Origin of the sequence: Ruegeria discodermiae, assembly GCF_030758345.1 — a bacterium.
Classification (GTDB): Bacteria; Pseudomonadota; Alphaproteobacteria; order Rhodobacterales; family Rhodobacteraceae; genus Ruegeria_C.
Map to the genome: position 1 here is coordinate 439,632 of NZ_JAVAMO010000002.1, position 6,682 is coordinate 446,313.

The 6,682-nt window shown below is 58.4% G+C and carries 9 protein-coding genes; 3 read left to right on the forward strand and 6 right to left on the reverse strand.

The window, feature by feature from the left end; genetic code table 11:
• Window position 1: 1 nt before the first annotated feature.
• The gene (locus Q5Y75_RS09015; protein ID WP_306196445.1) at window positions 2-259 is read right to left on the reverse strand and encodes a DUF1127 domain-containing protein; all 258 of its coding nucleotides are present in this window, start codon (window positions 257-259) and stop codon (window positions 2-4) included.
• Between the two features lie 105 nt (window positions 260-364).
• Window positions 365-1,321, reverse strand: a complete 957-nt coding sequence (locus tag Q5Y75_RS09020) for a homocysteine S-methyltransferase family protein (protein WP_306196448.1) — start codon at window positions 1,319-1,321, stop codon at window positions 365-367.
• A gap of 109 nt (window positions 1,322-1,430) precedes the next feature.
• Between Q5Y75_RS09020 and Q5Y75_RS09025 the strand changes: the two genes are divergently transcribed.
• Window positions 1,431-3,041 carry a winged helix-turn-helix domain-containing tetratricopeptide repeat protein gene (locus Q5Y75_RS09025; protein ID WP_306196450.1) on the forward strand — a complete coding sequence of 537 codons (1,611 nt, stop codon included), beginning with the start codon at window positions 1,431-1,433 and terminating at the stop codon, window positions 3,039-3,041.
• Here Q5Y75_RS09025 and Q5Y75_RS09030 read toward each other — a convergent pair.
• Both Q5Y75_RS09030 and Q5Y75_RS09035 read right to left on the reverse strand, forming a co-directional pair.
• Window positions 3,016-4,047 (reverse strand): hypothetical protein, encoded by a 1,032-nt coding sequence (locus tag Q5Y75_RS09030; RefSeq protein ID WP_306196452.1) that lies wholly within the window; start codon window positions 4,045-4,047, stop codon window positions 3,016-3,018. The genes Q5Y75_RS09025 and Q5Y75_RS09030 overlap by 26 nt on opposite strands.
• A gap of 102 nt (window positions 4,048-4,149) precedes the next feature.
• Window positions 4,150-4,725, reverse strand: coding sequence for a LysR family transcriptional regulator (locus tag Q5Y75_RS09035; protein ID WP_306196454.1), 576 nt, complete (start codon window positions 4,723-4,725; stop codon window positions 4,150-4,152).
• A 145-nt stretch (window positions 4,726-4,870) separates the two neighbouring features.
• On the opposite strand from Q5Y75_RS09035, the gene Q5Y75_RS09040 reads away from it, so the two are divergent.
• Together Q5Y75_RS09040 and Q5Y75_RS09045 are read left to right on the forward strand one after the other, a co-directional pair.
• Complete coding sequence (locus tag Q5Y75_RS09040) at window positions 4,871-5,293, forward strand: RidA family protein (RefSeq protein ID WP_306196456.1); 423 nt, start codon at window positions 4,871-4,873, stop codon at window positions 5,291-5,293.
• Window positions 5,294-5,314: 21 nt separating this feature from the next.
• The gene (locus Q5Y75_RS09045) at window positions 5,315-5,767 is read left to right on the forward strand and encodes a VOC family protein (RefSeq protein ID WP_306196458.1); all 453 of its coding nucleotides are present in this window, start codon (window positions 5,315-5,317) and stop codon (window positions 5,765-5,767) included.
• Between the two features lie 115 nt (window positions 5,768-5,882).
• Here the strand turns inward: Q5Y75_RS09045 and Q5Y75_RS09050 are convergent, their stop codons facing one another.
• Entirely contained in the window at window positions 5,883-6,218 is a 336-nt protein-coding gene (locus Q5Y75_RS09050; protein ID WP_371933241.1) for a type 2 periplasmic-binding domain-containing protein, read from the reverse strand.
• 128 nt (window positions 6,219-6,346) lie between these two features.
• The gene (locus tag Q5Y75_RS09055; RefSeq protein ID WP_306196464.1) at window positions 6,347-6,586 is read right to left on the reverse strand and encodes a transporter substrate-binding domain-containing protein; all 240 of its coding nucleotides are present in this window, start codon (window positions 6,584-6,586) and stop codon (window positions 6,347-6,349) included.
• Between the last annotated feature and the right edge of the window lie 96 nt (window positions 6,587-6,682).

Sequence of the window (6,682 nt, forward strand, 5' to 3'; positions counted from 1 at the left end):
CTCAGGCCCTCCAATAGATGTCGCGCCCAAAGCGCGGGGCGTCCGGGTGTTTGCTGCGCTCAAGCCCGATATCTTTGAGCAAGCGATCATTGAGCTGGGCAAACTGACGGCTGTCGCGCCGGATTCGGTGTTCGCGAAGGCGGGCGCGCTGCACACCTGCATAGAGGCGGCGCAGGTTCAGAACCGGGGCGCTTAACCCGCCCTCGGGGGCGATTGAGATGCCCGGAGCCCGGGACAGGCAAATACGATAGATACTCATCTTTGGTCTCCTAAATCAGGCGCGTTTGCGCCGAGTTCACCCGGCGCCCCTTTGGTCGCGAAAGGCGGGTCTGGGGCGCCGGAATTGTGTGATCTGAACCGAGCGTCAGAGGGTTTCGACATCGGGATGACGCGCTGCCTTGCAGACATGCTCGACATGGCGATGGTCGGTACCGCAGCAGCCGCCGATGACGGTCAGATTGGGCAGAAGCCCCACAAGCTCTTGGTGAAGCTGGCCGAACTCCTGCGGGTTTCCGTCATCCAGCTCTTCGGCCTCGTCCAGCTCGGCATGCGACAGGCGCGAGGCGTTGGCGCGCAAACCCATGATCCGCTTGGTCCAGTCGCCTCCCTGTTCCAGGACTGACCGGAAATGGTCGGGATGGGCGCAGTTAATCATGAAGTAAGCCGCAGCGCCGTTGGTGGCGATTTCGACCTGTTCAATGGCGGCATCCAGGGCCTGACCCGAAGGCAAGCGGCCATCGGTTTCGACCGTGAACGAGATCACCACCGGGATGCCTGCGGATTTCGCGGCCCGCACGATGCCAATGGCTTCTTCGGCATAGGTCATGGTGATCGCCGAAATCATGTCGGCGCCCATTTGTGCGAACCAACGCGCCTGGGTCTGGTGATAGGCCTCGGCTTCGGTTTCGGTCAGAATCTCGGTCGGGGCATAGCCGTCGCTGTGCGGGCCGATCACGCCATTGATCACAAATGGGGCCTCGGGTGTTTCATGATCGTCGCGCATCTTTATGAGCGTTGCTACAACCTCGCGATGCACCTCTTTGAGCTGTTCACGATCCACCCCCAGTTCAGCGGCCCAACGCGGGCTGGCGCGCCAGGTCGGTGTGTCCATCACAAAACCCCGGCGGTTGCGCACGGCAAGCTCGGCAAACGCGCGCATGTAGCGATTGATGGCGTCGATGCCGTCCTGACTGTCCAGCGCCTTGAAAGCGGCAAACAGCGGTAGGTCGATCCCGTCGTGAAAGACGAGAGTGGTTTCGAGCCCGCCATCGGCCAGCATCTGTGTACCGTTCAGTTGAGGCAGCGCGTTGCGATATTTCATTGCTATTCTCCTGTTTCAGGTCCCTGTGGCGGACCGGTGAAGATGAAACGGGGATAGCGTCGGAGCGGATTCGTGACTCGAGCCGCATCTGAGCTTTTCCTGAGAAAACATGAGGGCTAGGCTTGGTCCCGACGAAACCTGGCCGGGTCACCATTGGTTCTGGAACATGAAATACACGTTCAATGAGTGTACGATTGACACCGATCTCTTTCAGATCTCGCTCAAGGGCGCGCGCAACAGCCTGACGCCACAGACCCTGCATATTCTCGAATATCTCATTGCCAACCGCGACCGGGTGGTTCTGAAGGACGAGTTGGTCGAACAGGTATGGCAGGGCCGGTTCATCACCGATGCAACCCTATCGACGGCCATGAAGGAGGCCCGCCAGGCGGTGGGCGATAGCGGTCGCGATCAGCACACGATCCGCACGATCCACGGCAAGGGGTTTCGCTTTGTAGCCGAGATCGAGCCGTCCGTTCACGAAACCGCGCCCCTGCCCGAAAGAGACCGAATCGTTCTTGCGGTTCTGCCGTTCCGCAGTCTGGGTTCCAGTCCCGATGATGCGTTTCTGGCCGAAGGTTTGACCGAGGACACGATCACAAACCTGTCCCGGTTTCGCGAACTGACCCTGTTGTCGCATCGGACAACCGCCCTGCTTGCAGCCGAGAACCTGTCGAATTCGGGAATGTCAGAGCGCTATGCCGTCACGCATGTAGTCGAGGGTAGCATTCGCAGGTCTCAACGCCATTTGCGGGTGACGGTGCAGGTGACCGAGGCCAAAGGCGGCAGGTTGATTGCGACCGAGCAGTTCGATCGGGGCGGCGGGCCCGAGGATCTGTTTGATATTCAGCAGGACATTGCCGGCTTGATAGCGGGGCGTCTTGGCAGTCGACACGGGTTGGTGGCGCAACAGGTCGCGCGATCGATCCCGGAGGGGCGCACCCAATCCTGGGACACTTATTTTCTGGTTGCGCAGTTCTACGAGTACTACCGCAGCTACGATCAGACGCTCCATGCCGATATCCGCGACAGGCTGCAAGACGCGTTGAAAGAAGACAGCGGATCGTCCGATGGTTGGGCGGCTTTTGCGATGCTATTGCTGGAGGAATACCGTTATCACATCAATCCGCGACCCGATGTGGATGCCTTGGCGCTGTCCGCACAGGCCGCGCGCCGGGCTGTGGATTGCGACGCGCGGAATGCTTTTGCCCGGATGACCCTGGCGCTGACCATATTCTATCAGACGGACATTGCCGGGTTTCGCGCCGCAGCCGAACAGGCGCTTGAACTGAATTCCGGTCATTGCGATGTTTTGGCCGAGATCGGATCCTGCCACATGTTTCTGGGCGAATACGACCGGGCGGTCGAACTTCTCGACCGCGCGATTGACCTCAGCCCGGTGCATCCCGGCTGGTATCATTATGCGCGCTGCTGGCTCTATGCGTCGCAAGGGTTCACCGAGGCCGCCCTGGTCGAGATCGAGAAAGTGCCGATGCCCGATTTCTTCTGGTATCAAGCGCATCTGGCCTGGCTGCATGGCGAGTTGGGCAACATCGGACGGGCCCAAGCGGCCGTTGCAGCTATGCGAGAGATGTTTCCGCAATTCGAGGATGTCGCCTATGAGGAGCTTGCATTGACCGGCATCACCCCGGAACGCGGCGAGATGGCTGTCCGGGGCTGGCGCAAGGCCGGGCTCAGGATCGCGGAACGTCCGGCTTAGGCCGTGAACGTCGCAGCGCTGGCAAGGCGATCAGGCCCGAGGCGGCGACTGTCACCCCCAGAGCCGGATATCCACCCAGCGCAATCGCAAGGCTTCCGGCTCCGCCACCCAATGCAAAGCCAAGAAGGTAGCGCGCCATGCCAGCAGCCGGCGCATCTGTCCGGTCCAGATAGAGCGGGAAGAACAGGAAAAGGCCGAAAGCATTGATGAGGATCGATGCGCCAAGCAACATTTCGGTCTGCGACAGATAGGTGAGACAACCGGCAAATCCGGCCAGAAGCAGACCGGCTATTCGCGCATGCGAGGTGATCCGGTCTGGCGTTGCTCCGGCAAGGAACGAACCGATTGCGGACAATAGCAGGCTCGCGGCTAACCAGCCGCTGAGACCACCAAGCTCTTGTTCGGCGGCAAAAATTTCCAGGAAGGTCCAGTAGGCGCCCATGCAGATAAAGAAAGGCAGCAGGATCAGGTCCCGTGCCCAATCAAGGCGCTGCGTGTTGCCATTTCCGGGCAGGGGCGGCGGTTGCTGCTGCAACAACAACGCCTGCGCGCCCGCCAGAGCGGCCAACAGAGGCAATATCGGCAGCCCGGCTGCAAAAGTACCGGCCAGAAGGACAAAAGAGGTCACGCAGCCAATCGCGATCCCGTTGCCGATCATCCGTAGCATTGCTGCTTCACTGTGCTTTCGCGACAGGGACAGGGCCAGAACGATGCCCTGCAAAAGACCGACGACGCAGGCTCCGGCAAAAAGAACCGGCGGGGCGATGGTCTGGGCAATCGCGGCACCCGCTAACCCGCCGCAGACAACCCCTCCGGCGCTCCGCAGCAACAACGGGCGCATGGCGGAGGATCCAAACAGGCAACCCAGCGCTGCGGAAACCAAGACTGCGCTGGCCAACAGACCGACGGCAACCTCAGACCCTCCACTTTTGAACGCAAGCTCGGCCAGCCAGATCGGCATCGTATTGAGAATGGTCACCGCAAAGGCGAGTATGAAAATGGACATCCGTTCCAGCTAGATCACCTCGCGCCGATGGGCTTACCAATGCGCCCAAGGTTTGTTCAACTGGACTGTCAGGTCAATGACACCGAATGGTCTGCAGCCAGGTCAACGCGACAGTTCGTCAATAATTGCTTGCGTTTGGCGACAGTTTGCGAGGCCGTACCGCGTGACGATGAAGAACGCGTGGGCACCGTCTCCCGCAACGATCTCATGTTCGGAGAGGTTTGCCTGCCGAGTCTGACGGTCGAGAAGAAGCGCATCGAGATCATTGCTCCAAATGAGTTCCACATCTTCGCTGATGCGCGTTTCGCGTATATAGGCGTCAAGCGCCTTCGAATGACGTGGCCAGCCCTTGGGCAAATGGGCAATCAGGCGTTCCGATATCCCGACACTCAGTTTTCTGCCATTTAGCGCTGGCGCGACAGCTTCGGTTGCATCGGTCAGCAGATCAAAGGCCCGCGATACTTTAGGCAGATAGGCGCCCCCCTCTCTGGTTAGCAAGAGGCCCTGCGGCAATCGCCGGAACAATGAAATACCCAGAGAGGCTTCGAGGCGCTTCACCTGCTGACTAACGGCGCCGGGGGTCACTCCAAGCTCTGCCGCAGCGGCCTTAAAGCTCTGGTGCCGAGCTGCTGCTTCGAAAGCTTTGAGCCCATTCAAAGAAGGAAATCGATAGGTCATTTGGTCACCTCTCCGGCATTCGTAGCATGTCAATTCAACCGGATAGAGTGAGATTTTCTATGCCTTGCAGACAATTTTTGTCGTTTGAGATCGAGCCCGAAACCATGTCCTACATGCTCTGGAAGTCAAAAGCAGGAACGACATCATGACCATCAGATACAACCCACCAACAGGTTGGCCGCAACTTGGCAGGCCCTTTCATCACGGAGTGATAGAGCCGCCGGGCAGAGTGCTTCATGTGACAGGTCAGGTTGCCTGGGACAGAGATGGCAAGGTGATTGGCAAGGGCGATTGCGAGGCGCAGGCCCACCAGTGCTTCGACAATGTGGATCATATCTTGCGCGCAGTGGGCGGTCGCTTGGAAGATATCGTCTCGCTCACTGTCTTCTATGTCGATCCGACCGATATGCCCGCCATTCAAAATGCACGCGCCGACCGGCTGCGGTTGGAAGAGGGGCCGGTTAGCATCCTGATTCAGGCGGCTGGTCTGATTGCGCCGGAGCTGCTGGTCGAGGTGGTGCCCATCGCGGTGATCCCGGAAGACCGATTCAAAGAACCAGCGATCTAAAAGCACTAACTGGAGTTCGATATGACCATGAATAGCGGTTTCGGCTCGATTCGGAGCTTGGACTACGTCATCATTCTTTGTGACGACCTGGAGACAATGCAGAGCTTCTACGAGGGCCTGTTCGGCTTTCAGGTCGAAGAGGACATGCCCGGCAAAATGGTGATTTTTCGTGTTGGCACCTTGTACCTTGGCCTGCGTCGCAGGGGGCGCCCCTATGATGGGCCGTCAGTCCCGGCGGCCTGCGCCTCCATTCAGATCAGCTTCCGGGTACCACCGGCAGATGTCGACATCGCCTATCAGTCGCTACTCAGTCGGGGCATCGAAGTGATTGAAAAACCTGCAAATCAGGATTGGTGCCATCGGACATTGTTCTTTCGCGATCCCGAAAACAACATTGTCGAGGTCTTCGCGGATATACATCCACGTGAGACATTGCCATCACCCTCTGGCGCACATGAACTGATCACGCCGTGATATGCAAACCGTTATGGGCATGTTTAAGCGAATTTTTAGCATCGATAGTTCCAATGCGCCGCGTTCCGAAATCTTCGACGCTGACGAATGCCCTCAGATCTCTCGGTGTGATCAATCAGAGGATACGATTGATGTCATCTAGCTCAAACCCGAACTCGCTCATCAACTTGAGGTGCCCTGCTCCGCCAAAGAACTGGTTTAGAACGCGATCAACGCTGTTCTTAAGATCGGTGGCGGCGCTTGCAAAGGCGAAGCAACCAAGAGCAGGCGGCTTCTCGCGGGGCGAGACTTCGACCAAGGCCAGATCGGGTCGACCGTTTTGCAAGTAGCCAAGATGGGCGCGCGCAACGCTGGCATATGCGTTGACGCGACCGTCCTGAACAGCTTGCGCAGCATTCGCATAGGTGCCGAACACATGGATGCGATCTTGGGCAACACCGGCTTCAACCATTGTTTGATACTGGATCTGGTTGCGTATGATCGCAATGCTAAGATCGTCAGATCGTGCAAGGCTTTGGTATCCAGGTATGCAATCCGCGTCTGTTTTGCGAACAAGCAGGCCATCTGGCAAGGCTCAGATCAGCCTGCTGCACAAGGCATGTCGCCGACGGTCGTCGGTTGCAAAAAGACCGGTGGTATCTGCCGGTCCCCGCATGCAAGGCCCGGCAGCAAATGAGCGAACTCAGTCTCGACAAACTCCACGGTTTCGAATCCAAGCTGTCGAAAGGCATCGCGTGCAAGCTCAACATCGCATCCGGTGACTTTTCTACCTTCGTCCAGGTAGTTGAATGGCGGCTCCATGAGATATGCAAACTTCATACTTCGCGCCTCAGCCAACGATCACAACCTGGCCGATGATGGCCCGGTCGACGCATTTTGCCACCCAACCGCCGTCAAAAGCCAAACATATCGCCC